This window comes from [Clostridium] clostridioforme AGR2157, from assembly GCF_000424325.1.
GTDB classification, from domain to species: Bacteria; Bacillota; Clostridia; order Lachnospirales; family Lachnospiraceae; genus Enterocloster; species Enterocloster clostridioformis_A.
Window position 1 is genome coordinate 171,827 of sequence record NZ_AUJR01000004.1, and the last position, 23,102, is coordinate 194,928.

General features: G+C 46.3%; 20 protein-coding genes and 1 pseudogene. 13 read left to right on the top strand and 8 right to left on the bottom strand.

Annotated elements, in window-relative coordinates:
* Positions 1–9: 9 nt before the first annotated feature.
* Positions 10–1,575: an autoinducer-2 kinase gene (lsrK, locus tag G614_RS0101955; RefSeq protein ID WP_027640567.1), complete on the bottom strand. Its 1,566-nt coding sequence runs from the start codon at positions 1,573–1,575 to the stop codon at positions 10–12.
* Positions 1,576–1,604: 29 nt separating this feature from the next.
* Complete coding sequence (locus G614_RS0101960) at positions 1,605–2,519, bottom strand: sugar-binding transcriptional regulator (RefSeq protein WP_027640568.1); 915 nt, start codon at positions 2,517–2,519, stop codon at positions 1,605–1,607.
* 309 nt (positions 2,520–2,828) lie between these two features.
* On the opposite strand from G614_RS0101960, the gene G614_RS0101965 reads away from it, so the two are divergent.
* The 5 genes from G614_RS0101965 (at position 2,829) to lsrF (ending at position 8,587) form a co-directional block, all read left to right on the top strand.
* Positions 2,829–4,349: a sugar ABC transporter ATP-binding protein gene (locus G614_RS0101965; RefSeq protein WP_027640569.1), complete on the top strand. Its 1,521-nt coding sequence runs from the start codon at positions 2,829–2,831 to the stop codon at positions 4,347–4,349.
* Positions 4,350–4,368: 19 nt separating this feature from the next.
* The gene (locus G614_RS0101970; protein ID WP_027640570.1) at positions 4,369–5,385 is read left to right on the top strand and encodes an ABC transporter permease; all 1,017 of its coding nucleotides are present in this window, start codon (positions 4,369–4,371) and stop codon (positions 5,383–5,385) included.
* Positions 5,385–6,374 (top strand): ABC transporter permease, encoded by a 990-nt coding sequence (locus G614_RS0101975; protein ID WP_027640571.1) that lies wholly within the window; start codon positions 5,385–5,387, stop codon positions 6,372–6,374. The genes G614_RS0101970 and G614_RS0101975 overlap by 1 nt, the downstream gene beginning before the upstream one ends.
* A gap of 78 nt (positions 6,375–6,452) precedes the next feature.
* Complete coding sequence (locus tag G614_RS0101980; RefSeq protein WP_027640572.1) at positions 6,453–7,652, top strand: substrate-binding domain-containing protein; 1,200 nt, start codon at positions 6,453–6,455, stop codon at positions 7,650–7,652.
* A 56-nt stretch (positions 7,653–7,708) separates the two neighbouring features.
* Positions 7,709–8,587, top strand: a complete 879-nt coding sequence (gene lsrF, locus G614_RS0101985; RefSeq protein WP_027640573.1) for a 3-hydroxy-5-phosphonooxypentane-2,4-dione thiolase — start codon at positions 7,709–7,711, stop codon at positions 8,585–8,587.
* Positions 8,588–8,723: 136 nt separating this feature from the next.
* Here lsrF and G614_RS29595 read toward each other — a convergent pair whose 3' ends face one another.
* The 6 genes and pseudogenes from G614_RS29595 to G614_RS34175 form a co-directional block, all read right to left on the bottom strand.
* Positions 8,724–9,848 (bottom strand): DUF4397 domain-containing protein, encoded by a 1,125-nt coding sequence (locus G614_RS29595; protein ID WP_207637835.1) that lies wholly within the window; start codon positions 9,846–9,848, stop codon positions 8,724–8,726.
* A 279-nt stretch (positions 9,849–10,127) separates the two neighbouring features.
* Complete coding sequence (locus G614_RS34170; RefSeq protein WP_027640575.1) at positions 10,128–10,463, bottom strand: YmaF family protein; 336 nt, start codon at positions 10,461–10,463, stop codon at positions 10,128–10,130.
* A 174-nt stretch (positions 10,464–10,637) separates the two neighbouring features.
* Positions 10,638–10,928, bottom strand: coding sequence for a hypothetical protein (locus G614_RS0102010; protein WP_027640576.1), 291 nt, complete (start codon positions 10,926–10,928; stop codon positions 10,638–10,640).
* 192 nt (positions 10,929–11,120) lie between these two features.
* Positions 11,121–11,477 (bottom strand): hypothetical protein, encoded by a 357-nt coding sequence (locus G614_RS0102015; RefSeq protein ID WP_027640577.1) that lies wholly within the window; start codon positions 11,475–11,477, stop codon positions 11,121–11,123.
* 83 nt (positions 11,478–11,560) lie between these two features.
* Positions 11,561–12,748: a M20 metallopeptidase family protein gene (locus tag G614_RS0102020; RefSeq protein ID WP_027640578.1), complete on the bottom strand. Its 1,188-nt coding sequence runs from the start codon at positions 12,746–12,748 to the stop codon at positions 11,561–11,563.
* A 247-nt stretch (positions 12,749–12,995) separates the two neighbouring features.
* Positions 12,996–13,073 (bottom strand): annotated as a pseudogene (locus G614_RS34175) (ABC transporter ATP-binding protein); the annotation flags it as partial.
* Between the two features lie 169 nt (positions 13,074–13,242).
* Between G614_RS34175 and G614_RS0102025 the strand changes: the two are divergent.
* From G614_RS0102025 to G614_RS0102060, 8 genes are all read left to right on the top strand, one after another.
* Positions 13,243–15,000, top strand: coding sequence for a S8 family peptidase (locus G614_RS0102025; RefSeq protein ID WP_027640579.1), 1,758 nt, complete (start codon positions 13,243–13,245; stop codon positions 14,998–15,000).
* A gap of 485 nt (positions 15,001–15,485) precedes the next feature.
* Entirely contained in the window at positions 15,486–16,412 is a 927-nt protein-coding gene (locus tag G614_RS0102030) for a tyrosine-type recombinase/integrase (protein WP_027640580.1), read from the top strand.
* Positions 16,413–16,890: 478 nt separating this feature from the next.
* Positions 16,891–17,613 carry a CpsB/CapC family capsule biosynthesis tyrosine phosphatase gene (locus tag G614_RS0102035; protein WP_027640581.1) on the top strand — a complete coding sequence of 241 codons (723 nt, stop codon included), beginning with the start codon at positions 16,891–16,893 and terminating at the stop codon, positions 17,611–17,613.
* 31 nt (positions 17,614–17,644) lie between these two features.
* On the top strand, positions 17,645–18,433 hold the full coding sequence (locus G614_RS0102040; RefSeq protein ID WP_027640582.1) for a YveK family protein: 789 nt from the start codon (positions 17,645–17,647) through the stop codon (positions 18,431–18,433).
* Positions 18,434–18,436: 3 nt separating this feature from the next.
* On the top strand, positions 18,437–19,144 hold the full coding sequence (locus tag G614_RS0102045) for a CpsD/CapB family tyrosine-protein kinase (protein WP_027640583.1): 708 nt from the start codon (positions 18,437–18,439) through the stop codon (positions 19,142–19,144).
* A 29-nt stretch (positions 19,145–19,173) separates the two neighbouring features.
* Positions 19,174–20,247: an LCP family protein gene (locus G614_RS0102050; protein WP_027640584.1), complete on the top strand. Its 1,074-nt coding sequence runs from the start codon at positions 19,174–19,176 to the stop codon at positions 20,245–20,247.
* Between the two features lie 62 nt (positions 20,248–20,309).
* Positions 20,310–20,954 (top strand): hypothetical protein, encoded by a 645-nt coding sequence (locus G614_RS0102055; RefSeq protein ID WP_027640585.1) that lies wholly within the window; start codon positions 20,310–20,312, stop codon positions 20,952–20,954.
* A 95-nt stretch (positions 20,955–21,049) separates the two neighbouring features.
* Complete coding sequence (locus G614_RS0102060; protein WP_044917343.1) at positions 21,050–23,002, top strand: nucleoside-diphosphate sugar epimerase/dehydratase; 1,953 nt, start codon at positions 21,050–21,052, stop codon at positions 23,000–23,002.
* Positions 23,003–23,102: the final 100 nt, after the last annotated feature.

Below are 23,102 nucleotides of genomic sequence, written 5' to 3' on the forward strand. Positions count from 1 at the left end.
CCTCCTGTTTTATAATCCCGGGGCAGCCCACATGCTCCTCGTCAGATTCTGGCTGCACAGATTCAGCGAAGCCTTGTAAACGCTGCGCCATTGTTCGTACATTTCACAGTAGAGCTGATGATTGGCGGAATCCGGAACATAGGTGGTATCCCATTTTACCAGTTTTTCTGCTGCTTCTGACATATCTTTATAGATGCCGACCCCGCAGCCTGCCAGAATCGCGGCGCCCAGGGCGGTTGCTTCTTTGACTGCCGGAACCTTTACCGGAAGTCCCAGAACATCGGATAAAATCTGGCACCATAGCGGGCTCTTGGAAGCGCCTCCGGCGAAAATGATATCCTCGGGCTGGTTCCCGGTTGCCTCGCGCACCAGGTCCAGATGGCCCTTGGTTACCATGGCTGTATTTTCCAGGATTGCGCGGTAGAAGGTATATTTTGAAAACCGCACCGGATCCAGCTCGAAGTTGGTAAAGGTAGGTGAGGCGTGTTTCCAGTTGATGAAGTTCATAACATCGGAGAAAACACACATCATACCGTAGGAACCTGCGGCAATGTCCTTCGCGTACTCGTTCATCACATCATAGGGGTCCGTGCCCTTCAGCTTTGCAATCTCTTTTTCCGCCTGGCAGAAGCCGTCCCGGAACCAGCGCATCACGAGGCCGGGCTTGAATGCCAGGGCTTCGTACTGCCATACATTCGGCACCGCGTGGCAGTTGACCCGGACTCTGCATTCCTCGTCTGTTCTGCCGTCCGCTGTATTGTATTCATACTGCCAGAAGCTTCCGCCGAACACAGCCGCCTGGTTCGGCCTCACAACACCTACTCCGATACAGCCCAGCTGCGCGTCGCCGCCGCCTACAATCACAGGCGTTCCCTGGGCCAGTCCTGTCTGTTCCTCGCACTGTGCGGTCACGGTTCCGGCTCTGGAGCCGCATTCCCTTACTTCAGGGAACATGTCGGTGCGCAGTCCGCAGCGTCTGGCAATGGAGGAATCCCAGGATCTGTTTTTGAGGCTGAATAGTCCAGTGGTGGAGCCGTTGCTCGGCTCCACGGCCAGAATCCCGGTCATCTTATGGATCAGCCAGTCGTTAAACATTCCCACATATGCAATCTTTTCGTAGACGTCCGGCATTTTATTCCTGACCCATAACAGGCGGGGAAGTGCGTCCAGGGCATAGGTCTGACCGGATTCCAGGTATAATTCCTGTTCCAGTCCGGGGTATGCCTTTCTAAGCTGGCTGACCTCGTCCGTGCTTCTTGCGTCCACATTGGCGCAGGCCCAGATTTCGTGTTCGTCCTTGTCGTAGAGTACAATACCCTCCCTCATGCAGGTGGTGGAAATCGCGGCAATGTCATCCGGGGAAATGCCGGACTGCTCCAACACGCCCTTGATGCATCCGCAGGTCAGCTTCCAGTTATATTCCCAGTTAAAATCCATACTGCCCGGGTATCTGGGATCTTCCTTGTGATCCCATTCCTGCTGTACGCATGCGGTCTGGTTGCCCTCCAAGTCAAACAGGACGGCCCGAACGCTTCCCGTTCCGGCATCGACTGTAAGAAAATGATTCTTTGACATATGTAAACTCCTCCTTTACATTATCTTTGTCAGCTTAAATCAATCAGCTGCATGGCTGTTTCTTCATCCGTAATCAGCACATCCAGATATCCGCCCCTTAACGCTGCGCGGATAGCCTCTACCTTCTGAGGGCCGCCCGAAATCCCTATAACATTATTCAGACTTTTTAATGTCTCCAGAGGCGTGCTGAAAAGACGCTCTTCCACGTCGCTGTGAATCGGCTTTCCGTCTTTATCAATGAAGTGGGTCAGAATATCGCCCACTGCCCCCTGCATGGAAAGATACAGGAAATCATTCTGGTTTAAAATACCGTTGGAAATGATAGTGGCCTCATCGTTCATGGCTCCGATGCCGACCACTGTCATGGTTGCCAGACGGACCATTCTTGCAATCTCTTCAATGGGAGGCTCGTTGCGCATGGCTTTGCACATCTCCTTGGAAGAGACGAGAAGCGGCGCCGGATAGAGATAGAGCTTGGCATTAAAAATGTTGGAACGGATATTGGGCAGATAATAGCTGACTCCTCCTGTGAGGGATACCACGGAAATGGGTGTCTCTGCAATCGTGGCCAGGTGGTTTAACACCCGGCTGGGGGTGTCTCCGTAGCCCATGTTGATAAACATGTTTTCTGTCAGACGGTCACCTATATACATAGCGGCTGCCTGAGCAATGGTTTCATTCAGATTGGAACCGCTTGGCGGCGTGGGAACCACAAAGATGTCCTTTAAATTCCATTGGGTGGTCAGCTTCTGCTCAATCATCAGCTGCTGGCTCCGCTCCGGCGAGATTTTAAATTGAATCACCCCGGTCTGTTTCGCCTTATCCAATAGTTTGATGACTTTCATGCGGGATATGCCCAGCTTTTCGGAAATTTTCTGCTGTGTCATGTTTTCTATATAATAGTACCAAGCTGTTTTGACAATCAGGGAATCTTCGTAATTCATATCTACCGTACGCACCTCCAATTTTTATATCGGGAAACAAATGTTTAGATTTTGATAAAATGTTTAACTCTGTGATTAGTATATCAGAGCTAAACATGAATGTCAATAATAAATAGTGGAGGAAATTGGCATAAAATAGGAAAAATGAGGGTAATTATGCTAAAATAAATGAAAAAAATAGAGGGCTCAACGGTTAAAATGCTTAAAACCTCTTGACAAACTTATATCGTTCACGTATACTTACAAGTGTTACAAATGTTTGAGTAATAAACAAAAATATCAAAAACAGATGCACTAAGGAGGGTAAACATGAGTCAAGCAGAGACATGTGATTCTAATGAAATGCTGCTTTCTGCCCGCGGCGTCTTTAAGACATTTGGTTTGAACGCAGTATTAAAAGGAATTGATCTGGATGTTGGCAAGGGCGAGGTGCTGGCTTTGATAGGCGGAAACGGTGCTGGAAAGAGCACTCTGATGAAAATCATCATGGGTATTTACCAGCCGGATGAAGGAGAGCTGGTCATTGCAGGTGAAAAGATCAATTCCTTCAAGCCTTCGGTGGTGCTGTCCAAGGGCGTCTATATGGTACCCCAGGAACCTATGCTCTTTCCAAACATGACAGTGGAAGAGAATGTCCTCATTGGATTTAAGGAAAAGTCAGGAACCTTGAGAAAGCGGCTGCTGCAGATTATGGAAGACATCGGATGGCACCTGAACCTGAACAGAAAAGCCATGAGCCTTTCCATAGCAGAACAGCAGCTGGTAGAGCTGCTGCGCGGACTTTTGAGAAATGCCAGGGTACTGATCCTGGATGAACCTACCAGTGCACTTACATTTGACGAAGTAGAGAGTCTCTTCAAAATCGTAGAAGACCTGAAACAGAAGGGCATCGGCATCATTTACATAACACACCGTCTGGCAGAGGTATTTCAGATTGCCACCCACGTGGCGATTATGAGGGACGGAATTATCACATTAAAAGGACGCGTATCGGACTTCACCAGGGAAATGCTGGTAAAGGGACTCCTTCCTCCCAATATGGATGAGGCGGATATCAAGGATGGGAAGGCGGAGGAAAAAGCCATTAATTATGAAGGACTGAAACCTGTGTTTGAACTTCAGGATTACTCCGGATACGGATTTGAGGATGTAAACCTCAAGGTGTACCCGGGGGAGGTGCTGGGAGTGGCCGGGGTTGTCGGCGCCGGACGTACGGAGCTTGCCACAACCATATTTGGAAGAGACAAGGTTTTAAAAGGAAAAGCGATTCTGGATGGAAAGGATATAACAGGACATTCCACCGCCCGGGTTCTGGAGGCAGGAATCAACTATGTGCCCGAGGACCGGAGGCTCAACGGACTGTTCGCAATCAGCGATGTGGCTGCCAACACCACCTCTTCCCTATTAAGAGACAAGAAGATGGGAGGATTCTTTCTGAATAAAAAAGCAGAAAGGGAGGTTGCCGGACGCTACATTGACGACTTCCGCATCAAGGTTACGGGGCAGGATCAGACAGCAGGAAGCCTTTCGGGAGGAAACCAGCAGAAAATCATTATCGGACGTTCGCTCTCAACCAATCCCAAGCTGGTGATTCTGGATGAACCCACCCGCGGTATTGACGCGGCGGCGCGGGGAGATGTGTATTCCATTATTCATAAACTGAAGGCCCAGGGTGTGGCGATTATGCTCATCTCCTCCGATATGGAAGAAATCGTGGAGCTTTCGGACCGGGCGGTGGTGGTGTTTTCCGGGCGGATCAAAGGTGAACTGTCCAGGTCGGAAATCAGCCAGGCCAGCCTGATGGCGGGATCCTTTGGTGTGACAGAATAATGAAAGCAGGTGGAGAGACATGAATCGATTGAAAAAAATAATGAAAACCCATGAAATGAGCAGTTTTTTATTTCTGGCAGCATTGATATTCGTTGTAGGCTGTGTAAATCCAAGCTTCTGGCAGCCTACGTCAATCCTGAACTGCTTCAATGACAGTGTGGTCTTTACCTTGCTTGCAGTGGGAAGCGCCTTTGTCATCCTGACCGGAGAAATCGATGTTTCGGTGGGAGCAACTCTGGGCATGTCGGCTGCAGTGGGAGCAACGCTGCTGCGGGACGGTTCCTACTGGGCCGTGGCCATTCTGGCAGCGCTGGCCATCGGGGCAGTCATCGGATTTGTCAACGGATTCGGAGTGTCGGTGCTTCAGATCCCATCCCTTATATTTACCCTTGGTGTCAACGGTGTTGTCCGCGGCCTGATTTACGTATTTACAAAGGGAGCATGGGTGGAAAACCTTCCCGCCGGGTTCACAAGGATGTCCAATACCCTGATTGCGGGACAGCTCACCACGTTTTATGCAGCGGCAATTCTGGCGGTGATTGCGGGACATCTGATCCTGACGCAGACTAAAAAGGGCAAGTATTTTATCGCGGTAGGCGATAACGCGGCAGGAGCAACCCTTGTTGGTATCCCTGCGTCCCAGACGAAAATTACAGCTTACATATTAAGCGGAGTTTTTGCGGCAGCGGCCGGCATGATTTACACGTCGCGTATCGGCTTCATCACGCCCACCGCAGGCAACAGCTACGAGATGAAAGCCATTGCGGCATGTGTTCTTGGAGGTATAAGCCTGACAGGAGGCCAGGGCAGCCTGATCGGCGCGTCCATCGGCGCAATCATTATGTCCTCTATCAGCAGGATTCTTGTATTCCTGGGATTTTCTTCTGACTATGACAATACCATCACTGGCATCCTTCTCATTACAATTGTGGTGCTCAATACAGTGACACAGAACAGGGCCATCCTGAAGAACAGGCACCAGATACTGTCTGCGAGGACAGTGGCGGGCGCTGATAAAAAAGGAGGGGTTCAGTGATGAAAAAGGCATTAAAAAGCTGGGAGACCGTTCTGCTCTGTATTCTGGTCCTGGAGTTTGTAATATTTGCAGCAGCCAACAATAAATTCCTGATGCCCCGTGTACTGTTCGGAAGCATCAATGATATGATATCCATCTGTATCATTTCCTTGTTTGTTACCTTTGTCATGATTACAGGAGGAATTGATATCCAGGCCGGTTCCATTGTAGGACTGACCTCCATTGTTCTCGGCGTATCCTGGCAGGACTGGGGGCTCAATATCTGGGCCGCGGCAGTACTGGGAATTGTAGTTGCAGCGCTGTGCGGTGCCCTGTCCGGATATTTTGTGGCGTACTGCGGCGTACAGCCCATGGTGGTCACGCTGGGCGGAAGCTTTCTGTTTTCAGGCATTGCGCTGCTGGTATCCAACCTGTCGGCTACTGAAAGCTATAAGGGTATCAACGGATTCCCCGACAGCTTTATCAGGATTACCAAGTTCAAACTGTTTGGGGTCATACCCAGCCAGGTGCTGATTTTCCTGGTGCTGGCAGTCATTGCCTACATCCTTTTGCATAAGACGAAATACGGACGACAGATTTTCCTGATTGGTGTAAACCAGAATGCGGCAGAGTATTCCGGCATCAACAGCAGGCTGGTGATCATGAGCACCTATGTGCTGTCGGCCATGAGTGCGGCGGTGGCCGGCATTGTCCTCACCTCCTATCTGGGCACTGCCAAAAGTGATATCGGAGCGACCCTGACCATGCCTATCATCACAGCCGTGGTGCTGGGAGGAACCTTGAGCACCGGGGGCAAGGGAAGCGTTCCCGGAACAGCCCTGGCAGCGGTGGTGATTGGAGTATTAAGATTCGGGCTCCCGCTCTGCTTCAAGGTAAGCCAGCAGTACCTGGATATCCCGGTTGGACTGATTCTCCTGGTGGTGGTGGTTGGCCGTTCCCTGGCCAATAACCAGAAGGTAATCGCCATGTTCCGCAGGAAGAAGAATTAGAGAAGTATTACGGGAACAGAATTTCCCTGAAAATGCGATAACAAAACAATCATAAATAATTTAAGGAGGAACAATGTTATGAAGAAAAAATGGTTATCAGTGGTTCTTGCAGGAGCAATGACAGTTTCACTGGCAGGCTGCGGAGGCGGTACTGCTGCTACGGCAGCGGCGCCTGCAACAGAGGCAAAGGCAGAGGCTGCACAGAGCAAGGCAGAAGAGACCAAGGCAGAAGAGGGCAAGGCAGAAGAGGGCAAGACAGAGGCGGCAGCTCCCGCAGCAGGTGCAGATGTTGCCGGCATGACAGTTGCCTTTGTTCCAAAGCTGACAGGAAACGCATTCTTTGAGTCCGCCAACAACGGCGCACAGGAATATTCCAAAGGCTGGGGCTTTACCGTTGACTATCAGGGCAGCGCCAATGCGGCGGTTGCAGACCAGGTTAACGTAATCAACAACGCAGTGGCCAGCGGCGTGGATGCAATCTGTATTTCATCTGTTGACGCAACCGGACTGGATTCTGCACTGACAGAGGCAAGGGACGCAGGCGTTACCGTTGTTACATGGGATTCAGATGTTTCCGATACAGCACGTACCCTTATGGTCAGCCAGGGAACACCGGAACTGTTAGGTAAAATGCTGGTTGATATGGGTGCTGATTCCCTGACCAACCGCGGCAAAGACACCAAAAAGGATACCATCAAATATTGCTGGCATTATTCACAGGCAACAGTTGCCGACCAGAACTCCTGGCAGGTAGCAGGCGAAGCCTATATCAAAGAAAACTTCCCGAACTGGGAAAATGTAGCTCCTGACAACTATTATTCAGAGCAGGATGCAGAGAAGGCGGTTTCCATCGGCGCATCCATTCTGGAAGCACACTCTGACATTGACCTGATCATCTGCAACGACTCCACCGCGCTTCCGGGACAGTGCAAGGCAGCTCAGAACAAGGGGCTGACCAAGGACGACGTTACAATTACAGGTTTTGCATCTCCTATGTCCATTAAGGATTACTGTGCAGCAGGCGTGATCGAGCAGTGGGGCCTCTGGGACTGCGGCGTACAGGGCGCAATTGGCTGCTACCTTGCAGCTTACCTTGCAGCAGGCAATGAAGTACATGTAGGCGACAAGATTAATATCCCTGACATCGGCGAGGTAGAGGTTATGCCTAATGACAGTCTGGTTGAAGGCGCATCTACCGCAGAGGTAAACAACGGCGTTGTACTGCTGCCGGAACGCACCGTATTTAACGCAGATAATATGAATGATTATAACTTCTAAGCTTAAAAATCAATCAAAATTGTATTAATTTATGAATTGGAAGGAGATTTTTGATTATGGCTGATTTGGAAGGTGTAAAGGTTGCGAAGGATTACCACGTAGATGTACCCTTTGCAAATAACGATGGCTTCTATGTTAAAGGAGCAAACAACCTGGACTGGGGAATGAAAAAACATCTGTCCAACATTTTTAATCCCCAAAGTGGGAACACGGTTATGTTCGCCTTTGACCATGGATACTTTATGGGGTCAACTGCCGGACTGGAGCGTCTGGATTTGGTGATTCCTAAGCTGCTTCCCTATGTGGATGTACTTATGGGGACCAGAGGCGCTCTGCGTTCATGCGTGACACCAGCGTGCGGCAAGGGCATTGCCCTTCGCTCCACCTCCGGTTCCTCCATGCTGAACGACGACCTGTCCCATGAAATCCTGGCGGTAGATATTGAGGACGCAATCCGTATGAATGCAGACTGTATGGCAATCCAGACCTTCATCGGCGCCGACGGACAGCTGTCCAGTATTGAGAACCTTTCAAAGGCAATCAATCTGGGAATGAGATACAGCATCCCTACCATGGGCGTTGTGGCCGTGGGCAAACAGATGGAGCGCACGGACCGTTTCTTCAAGCTGGCTACCCGAATTGTTGCTGAAATGGGAGCCAACATCATTAAAACCTATTACTGTGAAAACTTTGAAGAAGTTGTGGCGGCATGCCCGGTTCCCATCGTAGTGGCAGGCGGCAAGAAGCTTCCGGAGAAGGAAGCCCTGACCCTGGCTTACAATGCAATAAGCGGCGGAGCCCATGGCGTGGATATGGGAAGAAATATTTTTCAGAGTGTTCACTCGCTGGAGATGGCGGCAGCAATCGGAAAGATTGTGCATGAAGGATTTACGGATAAAGAAGCATACGAATTCTTTGAGGATGCAATCCACTAGAATGTATTTGGAACGTGCAGATGGTGCCTTTTATTTATGGCTTTAGCCAGTACAGACTTGACGGCGGCGAACAATTTTGAAATTGTCCGCCGCCATTAAGTCCAATAAATAATATTTTCCAGCTGCTCCCTTTCATTTAATATATCAGATCGCTTTCTAAAGGTAAAATCCGCAGAGAAGGAAATTGGTAAGCAAGACCTATAATATACAGGGTATAGGTTACACCATTCTGGACATTAAATGTGGCTGTATCCATAATTGCAATGCGTGTATTATTGCATTCCACATAGTCCTCGGTCATTATAATCGAATTGTTGTTCGTACAAGGCAAGGACTCGGAGACGGCTGCGCGGTATGTGCCTTGGTTGATTAGGCGAAATCCCGTATAGGAAAACTGATTGATACGCTGGAAGATGCGTCCATATCCTGACAGAAAGATATCCACTGCACCGCTATTAGGTGAAAGATTGACCGCACGGATGCAGCCCGCATTTGTATTATTGCAGGGAGTATCCTGCAGAACATACAGGGTAATGCGGGAGCCATTATCAACAATTGACACGGTGTAAGCGGATTGATTGGAAAAATAAAAATTTCCCCGGTACAGCGTATCACCCGTTCTTGTATTTATTACCGTAATAGGAGTACTCTGATTCCCCGTGTTTGTATAGTAAGGAGTAAAACTGCCAAAGCGCATGTCGTTTATAACATTGCGGTTGCCCAACCGTATGTTAATGGCCCGCTGATTCGCAGCCGCATGAAGAAAACGAATGCTGGCAGTGCCTCTGTTCGGGCGGCTGGGAAACGTGGGACGGACAGGCAGAAAAATAAAGGGAGAAAGAACAGTACCAGGTATGTTGCCTGCTGGAGGTCCCCATGGGGGAGTTTCCGGAGATGAAGGAGCGCTGCCAGGTGCGTTGCCTATAGGAGGTCCCCATGGGGGAGTTTCCGGAGATAAAGGAGCGCTGCCAGGTGTGTTGTCTGTTGGAGGTCCCCAGGAGGGAGTTTCCGGAGATGAGGAAGCGCTGCCAGGTGCGTTGTCTGCCGGAGGTCCCCAGGAGGGAGTTTCTGGAGATATAGGAGCGCTGCCGGGCGTGTTGTCTGCCGGAGGTCCCCAGGAGGGAGTTTCCGGGGATAAAGGAGCAGTACCAGGCGTGCTGTCTGTTGGAGATTCCCAGTAGGAAGTTTCTGGAGATAATAACCCGTTTTCAGACGCTGAATCAGAACGTGTAAGATTCAATTCCTCGCTATCGATATACATATTTTCCCTTTCTTATAAATATCATATGATTTATTATATGCTTCCGATTCATTTTAAGTGTAAAGCTTTTTTGACTTTGTGGATGGTTCTTGCCGTCCTGTGCGGCAGCGGATGTGCGCTTCTGGTCAGCTGGAAGAGACACAGCTGGATAATGGCAGGCTCGTGGTGGCGGCCCGGAGGGCGGGAGAGGGGAGAGAATATCTCCCCTGCTCGATTGATAAGAATTAACTACTCCTTTTTAATAATTGCTCAAAATTATCAGGCATAGGGTTACTTCCTCTAGCATCTATCAATAGGATTGTTAATCAGAGAGGACACTCTGAATTCGTGGGTATGTCCATCCTGAAAAGTCGTGCGGGCCTTCGCAAAGTGAATATGTCTGCCATCACCCACAGGTATAGCAGGAGAAGATGTCCCGCTAAATTCGTGAAAATGCCCGTCGTAAGAATCAGTAAGAAATGTTACCCTATGAACATGGCTTCCCATAAAAGGTATAGCCTCACCGGATACAGTTGCAAAACGGTGATTATGAGGGTCTTCACAGCGTTCTGCGATGAGAGTGCTCCCCAAGATTTCGTGTACATGTTGCATGTTGCAAGTATTCATTTCATTCATTTTTGTTTGCTCCTTTCTTTTGGTGTAATATAATATATGAAAAAGGGAGGATTGTGTGACAAGCTGTGTAACGAAGGAAAGAAGAACCGGAGGAGAAAAAATATTCCGGAGGAATTAAATCCCCCGGAATATGGAGAGGTTATTACATATTAATTTATAGAGACCACTTAGTTGTTACATGCAATCATTCAGTAGTGGAATAATGGAATCCAGCTTTGCCTTTAATACGCCTTCAAGGCTAATGACCCGGTCCAGTGTAGACTGAACTGATGAATCAATGGCTATTAAGGTTTCGTAATCGCTATAAGCCGAAACGACCTTGCTTATTTTATCGCACTCTGCATTCAGTATGCAGGCAAGAGCCTGCTCTTCGTTGGCAATGGAGTTGGCAATCTCCAAAACAATTGGGCATGGACAGCTCCTTGGACATGTTGTTGGACAAAGAATATTTCTATCATCAGTCATTATTATTATCTCCTTTCTTATCTCTCTATCGAGATAATAATAATATATGGACTAGATGAAAAAGTGTGACAACCTATGGCTGAATGTAAAAGAAGACATATAACCAAGATTGTAAACGCGATTTTAAGCTGAGACGGGGCAATATTCTCTTTTGGGGATAGAAAAGAGCCGCCCGAAGGCGGCTCCTAGCTTTCAGCATTTTATAAAATAATAAAACTCTATTTCCTCAATCGTAACCCACACATATGGATTACCCAATAATTCCCTTACACCGTTTACAACCTGTGTAAATGCCTCATGGAACTCTTCATCACTTTCCACCTCGACTGGATTCCATATGATTATAAAGTTAGCGGTCAGCCCGTCCAGCTCAGCTTCCCGTTCGTCCCCACAAAGGAAATAAGATTCACTTAACCGTGCGTTTACATATATGCCTGTACTCGCGCATACTTTTTGGGCAGCTTTTCTCCAAATCTTAATCAGAATGCTCTGAGTGACGATTTCCGGCATAAGCCCCGCAATGACAACTGTATATCTTTTTGTACGCATATGAATACCCTTTTTTATTAATATATTCATCATACAAAGAAAAAAATGCCTGCCGGGACTAATTCAATAAAGGAATTTGAGCTTTATTGAGTGTGGTTTTGCAGCCAGTTTATGGCATTGGATGCGTAAAGTGCACTGCCCAGGGGAAGAATGTCCTCGTTAAATACGACGTGGTCATTATGCATCGGTTTGCCAAACAGCGGATTTTCCTCTGAGGTTCCGGCGCCTATCAACATATAGCAGCACGGCCTCTCATAAGTATAAGAGGCGAAATCCTCTGATCCCATACCTCCTTGTGCAAACAATACTATTTTATGAGGCTCATAGCATTTTTTCATGTAACTGGCAATTTCCTTGACCATTTCACTGTCATTTTGCAGCGGTGGTGCAGAGGCGATTTCTTTCACACAAGCCTGTCCACGAAAGAGAGAAGCTGTCTGAGTGGAGATTTCTTCAATTCTGTCAAAGATGAATTTGGATATCTTGCGATCCATTGTACGGATGGTTCCCTCCAGAATTACCTCTTCTGGGATGATATTCGGAGCTTCGCCGGCAGAAAACTTGCCAATGGTAAGTGCGGCTGGCTGGGTGGGTGCAATTTCTCTTGCAACGATTTCCTGAAGAGACAGATAAACATGGGCCGCAATATTGATGGGATCGACTCCGGTTTCCGGCATTGCACCATGGCAGCCGGTGCCTTTTATATGGATTTGAAATAAAGTACATCCTGCCATGCAGGTACCTGAACCACACATAACCGTTCCGGATGGAATGCCGGAAACTACATGGAAAGCAATGCATGCATCTACATGGGGGTCTTCCAATACACCGGCCTTGAGCATTGCCTTTGCTCCTGTGAATCCTTCTTCGTCAGGCTGAAATACCAGTTTTACAGTTCCAACCAGATTCTGCTGGTATTGTTTTAACAATTTAGCTGCGCCCAGAAGCATGGTTGTGTGCATATCGTGTCCACAAGCATGCATATAATCATTTTCTGATGCAAACGGAACAGGAGCAGCTTCCTTAATTGGCAGAGCGTCCATGTCCGCGCGCAGAAGGATTGTTTTACCTGGCTGCTTTCCGGATATTGTGGCAATAATAGCACTTTCACATAGTTTCTGGGGGCAATATCCATACTCTTCCAGCTTACCAAGAACAAATGATTGGGTCTGTGGTAAGATTGGACCTACTTCAGGATATTGATGTAATGTTCTTCTAATCGATACAAGTTCTGGTTTCAGCTGCTCTGCAGACTCAAAAATTGATTTCATATTATTATCCTCCTGTTAATCAAGTATACTATAAAAATATGAATATAATGTGAAAACATATAATAAATAAAAACTGAAATTGAGAAAAAGAATGTTGGGAATAGTATGTATTATTAAAGTGAGTTGTATACTTGCAGCATCGGTATTCAGCAGAGCATTTGAATAAAGGAAGTTATTGTGGATGTCCATACGATTCCGGGAAATGTGACAGATGCGCCCCCCTTATGTGAACCGCCTTCATACACTGTTATTCAATTTTTCCGTCTTTTACGGTAATAATACGGTTACTACTTTTTGCCGCTTCGGGAGAGTGCGTTACCATAATACACTGGGTCATATACTAAAAAAAGGCATTACGGACACTCTCTGTCAGTGCCGAACAGGCAACTGGCGCGTCATGATATCTTTTCCAGCAGGAAAAGCGGCTGCCGGCCAGTGAAAGGTTTCTAAAATTCTGCATATACTATTATCAAATACCCTGCATGAGGTACATCATGGCGGACTGCCCTTTTAACTCAGCCTCAGAGACCATTGCTGACTTTATCTACCGTTACGGGAGCCAGCAGCAATTTCCTGGTGATTCGGAAGATATTCTCTGTATGGACTTTGTAAGTACTGATTTCAGCATTATATATACCCAGCTAGATACCGTAAAGCCCATATCACTAAGCAAGTTTACCTATTACAGTATCCCTGGTCTGTACACGCTTTTAGACAGTTCCAGCATGGAGGCTTCCGGCATTTTAGCAACCCACGCATCGCCTGCCCTGAGCAATCGAGGGCGAGGCGTTATAATCGGCATCATAGACACGGGAATTGACTATACCAATCCTCTTTTTCGCAATCAGGACGGAACTACCAGAATTATCAGTATTTGGGACCAGAGTCTTCCAGATGATAAAAGTATCCTTCCTGCCGGCGTACCCAACCGCTATAATGCCAGCGGGGCAACCTACGGCACAGAATACACTCGGGAGCAAATTAACGAGGCGCTGGAATCTGATGCTCCTCTTACCTTGGTGCCCTCTACCGATACCAACGGACATGGAACCTTTCTGGCGGGCATTGCTGCCGGAGGAGTACTGCCTGAGCAGGATTTTACAGGAGCTGCCCCAGAATGCGAATTGGTAATCGTCAAACTAAAACCAGCCAAACAATATCTGCGTGATTTCTATCTTGTCAGTAGTGACGCTGATGCTTATCAGGAAAATGATATTATGATGGGCATTAAGTACCTGCGTGTGGAGGCATTCAGCCAGAGAAAGCCTCTGGTCATTCTACTGGGAATCGGCTCCAATCTGGGCAGCCATGAGGGAACGTCTCCACTTAACGTGATGATTCAGGATATCAGCAGAAATCTGGGAATGGCCACGGTAATTGCCGCAGGCAATGAAACTGGCCGGGGTCATCACTACATGGGCTCTATACCTATGGGTGAATCGTCCATTGACGTGGAAATCCGAGTTGGAAATCCGGAATCTCAGCGTGGATTTGTAGTAGAACTCTGGGCCGCCACCGCTGATACATATTCCGTAGGATTCATCTCCCCCAGTGGTGAATCAATAGGCCGCATTCCTATCATAGGCAGAAATGAAACCTCTATCCCGTTCCTTTTGGAACCCACGGTCATTACAGTCAATTACCAACTGATTGAGACAGGCGCAGGCAAGCAGCTTGTTTTTATACGTTTTGAAGCCCCTACAAAGGGAATTTGGAAAATACGCGTGTATAATACCCAGTATCTCACAGGGCAATTTAATATGTGGCTTCCGGCCCATAACCTGATTTCCGATGAAACCGTGTTTCTGACTCCCAGCCCTAATACTACCATAACCCTCCCAGGAGATTCTCCCTCTCCAATCACAGTAGGCGCCTACAATCATTTCAACAACAGCATCTACATTCATTCCGGCCGTGGGTATACAATAGGCGGATTGGTTAAACCGGATTTAGCGGCCCCAGGGGTTGATGTAAGCGGACCATCCATAGGGTACAGGAACGGAGACTCCATTCCCATGACTACCCGGACAGGAACCTCGGTTGCTGCCGCCCACGTTGCTGGTGCTGTCGCTAATCTTTTAAGCTGGGGCATTGTAGAAGGATATAACATAACAATGAGCGAAGCCTCTGTTAAAGCTTTTTTAATACGGGGAGCAAAACGAAATCCAGCCCTATCGTATCCCAACAGGGAGTGGGGATACGGGGCTCTGGATTTATATGAAACATTTTTACGGTTAAGAGAAGTAAGATGATTCATTCCAGTGAATAGGTGGAAATGGGGTTGGCATAAGCCTTCCATAGGAATGAGCCAGGCAGAAAGCCTGTCTGTAAAGTAAGACATCAGAAATTTTTATGAGTTTCGGATGTCTTCTTTTTTTGTTCAACGGTCTTGCAGGGGGAAGAATGTTTGGCCATTAAGGCCTCGGACATAAAGAGAGAAAATGGTTGAAAACCCGTAGATGGACAGCAGGCGAAGTAGCCTGGGAAGCATTGCGTTACCGGCAGTTATTGCCGCTAGAGGTAGAGGATAGATATAATGTTTGCATTGTAACAGGTAACTGCACTGTTATTTGCAAATTTTAATGGGAGGGGGATATTGCGAACTCAAATCGGCTCTAATGGTATCTGTATTCGGCAAAAATGGAAAAAATATTTGCAATAGAATGAAAATAACATAAAATGGAGAAGCTAAAATATTGAATTTGCAAATAGTAACCACTATTGTCAGGAGGAAACCATGAGAAAGGAATGTATCGAACAATTTAAGGAGTATTTAAAGCGTGAAGAAAAGGCAGGAACAACTATAAGTAAATATGTTCACGATGTAAATGAAATGTTAGTATTTATGAGTCATATGGAATTAAACAAAGAAGCATTAATTGAATACAGAAAGTATATGAGTTGTCATTTTAAACCTCAGACTGTTAATGGAAAACTTTCGGCAATTAATACCTTTTTGGACTTTATGAATTTAAAGGAGTATAAGGTTAAATTCCTAAAAGTACAGAGGCGGATATATATTGATGAAAAGCGGGAGCTTACAGAGCAGGATTATAGAAGGCTTTTGGATACGGCAAAGCGTAAAGAAAATAAACAATTATATTATATGATGATGGTTTTATATGGAACAGGCATTAGAATCAGCGAACTTCCTTTTGTTACGGTTGAATCAATAGAGAATGGGAAGGCAGAAATATCCATGAAAGGGAAATACAGAGTAATTATTTTTCCTAAAAATCTGATTAAAACAATAAAAGAGTATATTAAGATTTTAAATATACAAAGTGGATGCGTGTTTCGAACAAGAAGTGGCAGAAATCTGGATAGGAGTAATATATGCCATTCTATGAAAAAGTTATGCAAAGAAGCAAAGGTTGAGCCTTCTAAGGTGTTTCCCCACAATTTCAGACATCTTTTTGCAAAATGTTTTTATTCTATTGAGAAGGATTTGTCACATCTGGCAGATATACTTGGCCATTCTTCGATTGAGACCACGCGGATATATGTAGCTACAAGCATTAGGCAATATGAAAAAATAATGAATAAGATGGTGATTGAAATCAACAGAAAAACACCACAGAATAACCATTCTGCGGTTCCTCAACTTATGGAAATACCACAGAATAACCATTCTGTGGTGTTAAGCCGTCATATTGTTTTATAGATTTTATTGCTGTCGGTATTATATAACAAAATATAGTCAGAGTCAATATACATATAGCTACTTTTTATTCAACACAACAAGGCCGGGGGGTGACAAAAGTGTCAACCGGCCTAATTGACATGGTTTCCTTTACTCAGTCCATATAGTATTTAATTTCAAGATTGATGTTACTGGAATCTTTAAACAGGATACATTAATAAAGCACCACAGAATGGTTATTCTGTGGTATGAATAAATATTAACATATTTCTTTAAAGACAATGCGGTTTTCGATGTTGCTACGTAGAGATAGGATTTAATCCAAATCAAGTATGTCTGGTGAGTAAAAAGTGTGTTTTCTCAATAAGGATATATTCTAGGCGGAATGCAAGCATTCAAGGAATCCTTAAGAATTACAGAGGTAATGTGAGCTTCCGAAGTGGGATGGATGTTATACGTGTTATGCACGAATGCTTGGAACAAGAATTGTGGGGGAAAGATGAGTTGTAGTAACGGTTGGATTGATATACATGCACATATATTACCAGGGGTGGATGACGGAGCCCATGATTGGGATGAGGCCGCTGCATTATTAAAACTGGCGTATGGGCAGGGAATCCGGCACATCATAGCAACTCCACACTTTACAGGAAATCAGGACCCGGGGCTGCTTCAGGAGTTATGCACATGTCTGGATTATCAGGCGAAAGCCATAGCAGACGGTTTTGGCGTCAGCCTTGGACAGGAAATCATGTATTTTGAAAACCTGGTTGAATACCTGAATCAGGGAAAGGCCCTTACGCTGGCAGGCAGCAGATACGTGTTGGTGGAGTTTGGACCATCGGACAGCTTTGGCAGGATAAAGAGGGCTGTGCGCCAGCTGATTCAGGCATCCTATTTTCCGGTGATTGCACATGTGGAGCGTTATAAATGTCTTCTTGAACAGGAGCGGCCGGAGGAACTGGTTGAATACGGGGCTTACCTTCAGATAAACGCCCGGAGCCTGAATGGGGGATGGATGGATAAAAAGGCCCGCTGGTGCAGGAAAAACCTGAAAAAAGGAACGATTCATTTTATTGCCACGGATATGCATGATTCATCGGACCGTACTCCGGATATCCAAACAGCGGTTTCTTGGATGGAACACAATATGGAGGTAAGGACATCTGTCACCATAACCAGGACAAATCCAGGGTACATCCTGCAGGACAGAATGTTATAGCAAAAGAAAAAGTATGGAAAAGGTAACTGTAATGGAAAACAAAATGTATGAAGACAGAAATGAAGACACAATTGAGATTGACGTATTGGAGCTGCTGTTTGCTTTAAGGAAAAAACTGTGGATGATTATTCTGGCAGCAGTGATAGGGTGCCTTGGGGCAGGTATATACAGCAAAGTGATTTTAAGTCCGGTTTATACATCCACTTCCATGGTGTATGTATTATCAAAGGAAACAACACTCACTTCCCTGGCCGACCTGCAGATAGGAAGCCAGCTGACAAAGGATTACAGTGTAATGATTACCAGCAGGCCGGTCCTGGAGGAGGTAATCGAAAAACAGAAACTGAGTTTATCCTATAACCAGTTAAAACGTATGATCCGCGTCTCAAATCCTGCCGATACCAGAATACTTAACATGTCTGTGTCAGATACTGATCCGGTCAGGGCAAAAGCCATTGTGGATGCAGTAGCAAAGGCATCCTCAGACTATATTGGGGATATCATGGAAATGATACCGCCTAAAATCATAGAAAATGGTGTCGTGCCTGACAACCCTACCTCTCCTAATATAAAGAAGAACGCTGCTTTGGGAGGACTTGCTTTATCCATGGCGGCATGTGGATTTATTGCACTTCAGGTCATCATGAATGACACCATCCGTTCAGAGGAAGATGTCTCCCGTTATCTTGGCATCAGTGTATTGGCGGTGATTCCGGAAAACAACAGGGAGAAAAAGGAAAACCCGGAGAAGGGCAGTGAAGGAAAGAGAAGCAGGAAAAAGCGGAAAACCCAGGCAAAAAGGGCTGAGAGGAGAAAGTAAGACGTGGAACAAATTTTAAGACTGCAGAATACAGGTGAGAAGGGCTATCATTTTGAGGAGTCCATCAAGACGCTCAGGACCAATTTACAGTTTTGTGGAAGCAGCCTGAAAACAATTATGTTTACAAGCTCATTGCCCAATGAAGGAAAAAGTGAAATCGCTTTCTCTGTTGGGGCGTCCTTTGGGAGCATAGGGAAAAAGGTTTCGCTGATAGATGCGGACATCCGTAAATCCGTATTCATAAAAAGATATGAAATTAAAGGCAGTCCCAGCGGTCTGTCCCAGTATCTCAGCGGACAGAAAACCATGGAGGATATCTGTTATGCCACCGATATAGAAAATTTCAGCATGATTCTGGCCGGTCCATATTCCCCCAATCCGGCAGAACTTCTGGAAGATCAGCTATTTAAGGAATTATTGGAAAAAGCGAAGGAAAAATATGATTATATCATCATAGATACGCCGCCCATGGCAAATCTTATTGACGGGGCTATTATTGCCGGCCAATGTGATGGAGCGGTAATTGTAATTGAAAGTGGTACAATCAGTCACCATTTGGTCCAAAAAGTAAAAGTACAGCTGGAAAAGAGCGGATGCCGTATCCTGGGCGCGGTCCTCAACCGGGTGGGGGCGGATTACGATAATGGATATTACAAAAAATACTATGGGAAATATTACGGGAAATACGGTGGGGGGGGGGGCGAAAAATAGATTATGGACCGCTATAGATAAAGGGCAATATGAGACGGAGAAAAAACATTCGGATTCAAAACCGTAAAAAATGGATGGCTGCAGTCATCGCGGTGGCATCGGTCCTTACTGAATTTTTTCTATACCGGACCGGTCAGCTGTATTTAGAAAAAAGAGCATTGGCAGAGGAGGTCCTGCAGTGGCATCGGGATGTGAACGGAGACAGGGAACAAAGCGCGGTAGACAGGATTGAGTATCAGGGAAAGGTTTACCGCCGTAATACGTATGTCAAAGCCATCCTGTGTATGGGAATAGACCGGCCTGAAAGCCTGGAGGAGACCATGGTCGCCGGGTCCGGAGGCCAGGCAGATGCAATTTTCCTTGTTGCGCAGGATATGGCCAGGGATAAGGTTGAAATCCTAATGATACCAAGGGATACCATGACAGAAATAACCCTGACTGATTTAAGCGGCAATGTCCTGGGCAGGGATATACAGCACCTTGCATTAGGTTATGCCTATGGAGACGGAAGGGATAAAAGCTGCCAATATATGAAAGAGGCGGTGAGTAATCTGTTGGGAGGTCTGGCGATTGACGGGTACATGGCAATCAGCATGTCTGCCCTGCCTATCATTAATGATGGGGTGGGAGGCGTTACCGTGACTGTGAAGGAACAGGGGATGGAACGGGTTGATCCTGCATTCATTTACGGACAGACGGTCACGCTTAAGGGACGGCAGGCAGAGGAATATATCCGCTACAGGGACACCGGCCAGGCGCAAAGCGCCCTGGGGCGTGCGGAACGCCAGAAATCTTATATAGAAGGGCTGCTTCAGGCTGCAAAGATAAAATCAGGAAAAGATGACAGCTTTGTGTCCTGCCTATTAAAGGAAATGGAACCCTACATGGTGACTGACATGACAAAAGACAGATATGTGGACATGGCCTTAGCCTTCTTAGGAGGAAACCAGGATTTGGGGGAGTCAGACATGATGACACTTCCGGGAAAGGCAGTGGAGACACCTATTTACGATGAATACCATCCTGATAAATCACAGATCAGGCCTATTATCCTGGATATGTTTTACCGGGAGGAAAGGGCTGACACGGATATAGGAAAATAGGTATGATAATTAATACTTATAATAAATGTTCAATTTAGTTCAAGAAAGGAAGGGTAAAGATTATGAGAAAAAGGATTACAACAATTGCGTTAGTAGCTGCGCTTGCAGCGTCACAGGCAGTGATTTCCTATGCCGCCAACAGCCCTGGCACGGGCCCGGTCATTGGCGATAATGGCGGGGATAGTAATTATGACATTGGGGAGAGGGTAGACAGAGTGTTAGGTAAAGGCACCATTGGAACTGCACAAGGGGTAAATACCGTTCAAATTAGCGGAACAGGGGTCACAACAAATAGCAGAGGTCAGGTTATTGTTGGGGATACGGCGTTGGAACTTATAGCAGGAGATGAACGCGCTGTAGCAGGACTTCCTGAAAGTACTGTTACAACCATTAATGGAATAAACAGTGGTAGTCCGTTAAACGGGGTGGTTCCGGGAACAAACCTGGATGGATACAATGCCCTTATCAGTACACATGCGATTGTAACAAGAGATGCAGCAACGAACACAGAAAAGGCTGGCATGGTAGAAGTACCGCTGTATGTTCCGAATCTTGTTGATGGCCTGGGTGAGGTACAGGTACTTTTCTATAATAACCTGACCGGTACCTGGACCGTGATACAGCCAAACAGGGTGGATGCAGCTTCCAAGACGATTTGGTTTAATATTCCTAACTCAGGTACGCTTTCTGTAATCTACAAACGATAAAGCCCTGAATTACGGTACAAAAGGGGAATGTGAAAGTGAAAGGTAAAAACAAACTTGTATTAGAAAAATACCTGCCCCGCAGTAAAAAGGTGAGGATGAGGATACTCTGGGGTTATGATATGGCCATGGTATGGATTTGCGCGTGCCTAGCCCTGGGATTAAGATTTGACCTTAGTCTTTCCTCTGTTCCCATTGAGTATGCCAGGGAAGTATGGAAGTACGGACTTTTGCAGATGGTCATGGTGTCCCTTGTTTTTTATGCGGGGCACCTTTATGCCATCATGTGGGGAGTCTCAGGTGTTCGGGAGATGATGCAGGTCCTGCTGGCTTGCCTGGTTGCTGCTTTGGCACAATCCGTAGGCATTTTATTATTTGATGCGCGTATGCCAAGGAGCTATTACGTGCTGTGGTTTGTGCTGATGGCCGGGGCAGCCATGAGTGGACGGGTCAGTTTCCAGATACTTCAGAAAATCACAGACAGGATAAACCGCTTCCTTGAGAAAAGCATTCCGCCCCGGGTGATGATAATCGGCGCGGGAAAAGCAGGAACACTTATACTTAAGGAAATGAAAGCCAGTGAAAAGGTCCATGGATATCCAGTCTGCATGATTGACGATGACAAGGACAAACAGGGGCGGGTTATTGATGGCGTATCCATTGTGGGCAGCAGAAAGGATATAGCAAGACTTGTAAGGGAGAAGGGGATTGATGAGATTTACGTGGCCATTCCTACTGCTCCTCCTGAGGATATAAGGGATATTTTGAAAATCTGCCAGGGAACAGGGTGCCAGGTCAAGATACTTCCCGGTGTGTACCAGCTTATGAATGGCGAGGTCACGATTTCAAGACTCCGGAAAGTGGAGATAGAAGATTTACTGGGAAGGGAACCGGTAAATGTTAATCTGGATGAAATCATGGGTTATGTCAAGGGAAAAGTAGTGCTGGTCACTGGCGGAGGCGGTTCCATTGGCAGTGAACTGTGCAGGCAGCTGGCAGGCCATAAGGTAAAGCAGCTTATCATATTTGATATATATGAGAATAATGCTTATGAAATCCAGCAGGAATTAAAACGGAAGTATCCGCATCTGGATCTGGTGGTACTGATTGGCTCTGTGCGCAATACGAACCGTCTTGATTATCTTTTCCGTACATACAGGCCCGATATTGTTTACCATGCAGCGGCTCATAAGCATGTGCCTTTAATGGAGGACAGTCCCAATGAAGCCATAAAAAATAATGTCTTAGGCACTTATAAAACAGCCAGGGCCGCCATTAAATACAAGGTACAGCGTTTCATACTCATCTCAACGGACAAGGCAGTGAATCCAACGAATATTATGGGAGCAAGTAAGCGCCTCTGTGAGATGGTGGTTCAGATGAGCAATCAAAAGAGCAGTACGGAATTTGTCGCGGTCCGCTTTGGCAATGTGTTAGGAAGCAATGGAAGTGTGATTCCATTATTCAAACAGCAGATTGAAAATGGCGGCCCGGTGACAGTGACGCATAAGGATATCATACGTTATTTCATGACAATTCCGGAAGCAGTAAGTCTTGTGATTCAGGCAGGCGCCTATGCAAAGGGCGGTGAAATATTTGTACTGAATATGGGGAATCCGGTCAGGATTCTGGATATGGCAGAGAACCTGATTCGTTTATCCGGCTATGAGCCATACAAAGATATAGATATATGCTTTACCGGATTACGTCCGGGAGAAAAGCTGTATGAAGAACTTCTCATGGATGAAGAAGGATTGCAAAAGACTGTCAATGACAGGATATTCATTGGAAAACCGATTGATATGGATTATGACCGGTTTGAGAAGGCGTTACAACGTCTGGGGGAGGCGGCCCTTAGTGAAACCGCTAATGTGAGGGAGTTAGTTCATGATTTGGTTCCTGAGTACCATTACAGAAAAAATAATACTGAAATGGTTGATATGGAAGCTGCTGTGAGTTTGGAGCCTACTGTTAAAGGATTGATGAATGACAAACTAATATGGCATGATAAAGTAGCAATATGCAATAATGGAATTATAAATAATAGGTAAAATGGCATTCATACAGAATTGTCGCCTTTGCGCATTCTGCTTGGATGCCTGTTATATGGATGAGTATAGACCATGAAAGTTGGTTCTGTTTCTTTTAAGG